At 36.1% G+C, this 3,605-nt stretch carries 3 protein-coding genes; 1 reads left to right on the top strand and 2 read right to left on the bottom strand.

Going from position 1 to position 3,605, the window contains the following annotated elements; translation table 11 throughout:
• Window positions 1-625 precede the first annotated feature (625 nt).
• Window positions 626-2,125 carry a lysine--tRNA ligase gene (lysS, locus tag CD29_RS19120; RefSeq protein WP_197061786.1) on the bottom strand — a complete coding sequence of 500 codons (1,500 nt, stop codon included), beginning with the start codon at window positions 2,123-2,125 and terminating at the stop codon, window positions 626-628.
• A gap of 215 nt (window positions 2,126-2,340) precedes the next feature.
• Here lysS and CD29_RS19115 point away from each other — a divergent pair, with 215 nt between their 5' ends.
• Entirely contained in the window at window positions 2,341-2,820 is a 480-nt protein-coding gene (locus CD29_RS19115) for a DinB family protein (RefSeq protein WP_036190647.1), read from the top strand.
• A 48-nt stretch (window positions 2,821-2,868) separates the two neighbouring features.
• Here CD29_RS19115 and dusB read toward each other — a convergent pair.
• On the bottom strand, window positions 2,869-3,605 hold a 737-nt coding region (gene dusB / locus CD29_RS19110; protein WP_036190644.1), incomplete at its 5' end, for a tRNA dihydrouridine synthase DusB.

The following is a 3,605-nucleotide window of genomic DNA, read 5'->3' as shown; positions in this document are numbered from 1 at the left end:
CGTTTAATTCATTAACGTTTTGTTGTTCAGTTTTCAAGGTTCATGTTTTGCTGCCTTTTCAACAGCAACTTTATTAGTTTATCACACTCAGTTGTGCGAGTCAACTATTTTTTTATTTTATTTCTTGTCGTCTTAGCGACGAATATAAATATATCACCATTAAAATAATTATGCAAGTGTTTTGTTAAAAAAATTTGTTTTAATATAAAAAACACTCAAATACTATTTTTGAATAGTAGCCCTAAATAACAGGGTTCACTCATTCTATAATATTTTCTTTTTTATTTCAACAAATATTACTATACCATTTCTTAGAATTTAACATTCATAAATTATATGGGTAATAATGAAATCATTAAATTACATTCTCTTTAGTTAAACAATTCTATTACTAACTCACAGACAAATAATCATTAATTTATTCGTCGAAAAAGATTATATTCTCCCTCAGCCATTAATTAACTCTATCTATTCTTAGCTATAACCATCCGCACTATGATGACCCTTAGTTGTTTATAAAAAAACAGGAGTCGATCTATGATTAACACTAGTCGACTCCCGCGTATTCTACCTTACCCCAAAATAAAGTGTATGGTTTTTTACAAATATCTATTTGTTGAATAAATTAATCTCTATGACGCATCGTTGGGAATAACAATACATCTCGGATGGATTGTGAGTTTGTTAATAACATAACAAGACGATCGATACCAATACCTAAACCACCTGTTGGAGGCATACCGTATTCTAAAGCCTCAATGAAATCATTGTCCATTTCATGCGCTTCGTCATTACCCGCTTCTTTTTCAGCCAATTGAGCTTCAAAACGTTCTCTTTGGTCGATTGGGTCATTTAATTCAGTAAATGCATTTGCGTGTTCACGTCTTACGATAAATAACTCAAAGCGATCTGTGAATCTTGGATCTTCAGGGTTTTTCTTTGCAAGAGGTGAAATTTCTACTGGGTGACCATATACAAAAGTAGGTTGAACTAATGTTTCTTCGATCTTTTGTTCAAAGAATTCATTGATGATATGTCCAACTTCGTGCATTTCTTTTACTTCTACACCATGTTCTTTTGCAAGAGCTTGTGCTTGTTCCTTTGTCATTGGTTGCCAGAAGTCAACGCCTGTCGCCTCTTTAACAGCATCAACCATATGCACTCGTTTCCAACCTACAGCAAGATTAATTTCATCTTCACCATATTTTACTGTTGTTGTACCTAATACTTGTTGTGCAACATGAGCGATTAAGCTTTCAGTAAGCGACATGATGTCACGATAATCCGCGTAAGCTTCGTATAATTCAATCATAGTAAATTCCGGATTATGGCGAGTTGAAATCCCCTCGTTACGGAATACACGTCCGATTTCATATACCTTTTCAAGCCCTCCAACAATTAAACGTTTTAAGTGAAGTTCAATTGCGATACGCATATAAAGTTCCATATCTAATGCATTATGGTGTGTAATGAATGGTCTTGCTGCAGCACCACCAGCGATTGTGTGCAACATTGGTGTTTCAACTTCTAAATAACCTTGGTTATCTAGATAATTTCTAATAGCACGTATGATTTTTGAACGAGTAATAAATGTATGCTTACTTTCTTCATTCGTCATTAGGTCTAAATATCGTTGACGGTAACGTTGTTCAATATCTTGTAACCCGTGGAATTTTTCAGGCATAGGGCGCAACGATTTAGTTAAGAACGTAAAATCTTCAGCTTTAACAGATAGTTCCCCTACATTTGTTTTAAAGACATTCCCGCGGATTCCTACAATATCACCTAAGTCAGCTGTGTTAAATAACTCGTACGCATCATCACCAACATGGTCTTTACGAACATAAATTTGCATTTGCCCACCTAAATCTTGAATGTGCGCAAATCCAGCTTTACCTTTACCACGCTTTGTCATAATACGACCTGCAATTACGACCTCGTGTGTTTGTTCTTCTAATTCTTCTTTAGAGAATCCATCATATTGTTCTCTAATTTCTGTTGTTAAATGTGTACGTTCAAATCGGCTACCAAACGGATCTAAACCGTTCTCTCTTATATTCGTCATCTTTTGGCGTCTCACCAAAAGTTGGTCATTTAATTCTTCAATGTTTGACACGTCAATCACTCCTTTAAATGCTAATTTCGCACGAACTTTTTATTTGTCCATAATGTACCTATTGTACACAAAATCTGGATTGGATTCATCTGTTTCATATTAATTTCTAACTAACTAACTAATAATTCTAGTTTTCAGAAATCTAATCATTTAACATTATCGTCTTTATTGTATTAATATTATGCTAAGCTTTTCAAATTGAAAGAAAAAAGGAGCAAATTTATATGTACCGTATGATTAATGATTTTGTCATGGATTGGGAAAATAGTTGCCGTGGAACTTTATCAGTTTTCGAATCCATTACCGAGGAGAAAAAAGGATTTGAGATTGTTGATGGCCACAGTTCCCTTGAGTGGTTAAGCTGGCATTTAACTACGGCGACAGCATACTTTATGGGTCAAGTAGGTCTATCATTAAATGTGGAGTTAAACCCTTCTGCTACACCAAATTCTATTAAAGAGATTATCAGTACCTATAAAGTAGCTAGTGAAGAAGTAGTGAAAGCTGTGAAAGAAAATCTTACAGATGAAGCACTATCAGGTAACGTGGATAGCCACGGACGACCAACTCCAATAGGTGTTTTACTTCGTGTAATGGTAGACCACCAAACTCATCACCGCGCACAAATGCAAGTATTACTTAGACAAGCAGGCCTTAATGTCCCTAGTGTAATGGGCCCAACAAAGGAAGCTTCCAACTTATAATAGTAAAGGGCATCCAAATTCTATTCTTCCTCTGGATGCCCTTTTACATTAAATTGCCGTTGCTTCTTCTTTATCCCCTAGTTGCTTAGCAACACCATTTAGTAAAGTCCGCAATTCTATTTCAGTTTCAACTTGGTTGATGGCAGTTCGTACTTTCCCATTACCACGAACACCTTTCAAGTACCAAGAAGCATGTTTGCGCATTTCACGTACAGCCACTTTTTCACCTTTAAGCTTCATTAATCGTTCAAAATGTAATAGGCATACATCCATTTTTTCTCGTACAGTTGGTTCTGGCTTTAATTCACCAGTTTCTAAATACTGAACGGTACGATAAATCATCCATGGATCTCCTAGTGCTGCACGTCCAATCATAACGCCATCAACACCTGTTTCTTCCAACATACGTTTTGCATCTTGTGGAGTTTCAACATCCCCATTTCCGATGAACGGAATGTTAATATGCTTCTTAACCTCACGTAATATATCCCAGTTTGCTTTTCCTTCGTACATTTGAACACGTGTACGACCATGCATTGCAATGGCAGATGCACCTGCACGTTCTGCTGCAAGAGCATTTTCTACAGCGAATATATGCTCATCATCCCAACCAATACGCATTTTCACACTGACTGGCTTTTCTACAGCATCCACTACAGCTGATACCATTTCATAAATCTTGTTCGGGTCTAATAACCATTTTGCGCCTGCTTCACACTTGATGATTTTATTTACAGGGCAACCCATGTTGATATCAATAATACTCGCGTTTGTATTTTGATCAA

This window comes from Ureibacillus manganicus DSM 26584 (assembly GCF_000772945.1).
Classification (GTDB): Bacteria; Bacillota; Bacilli; order Bacillales_A; family Planococcaceae; genus Ureibacillus; species Ureibacillus manganicus.
This window is presented reverse-complemented; position numbering and strand designations above follow the sequence as displayed.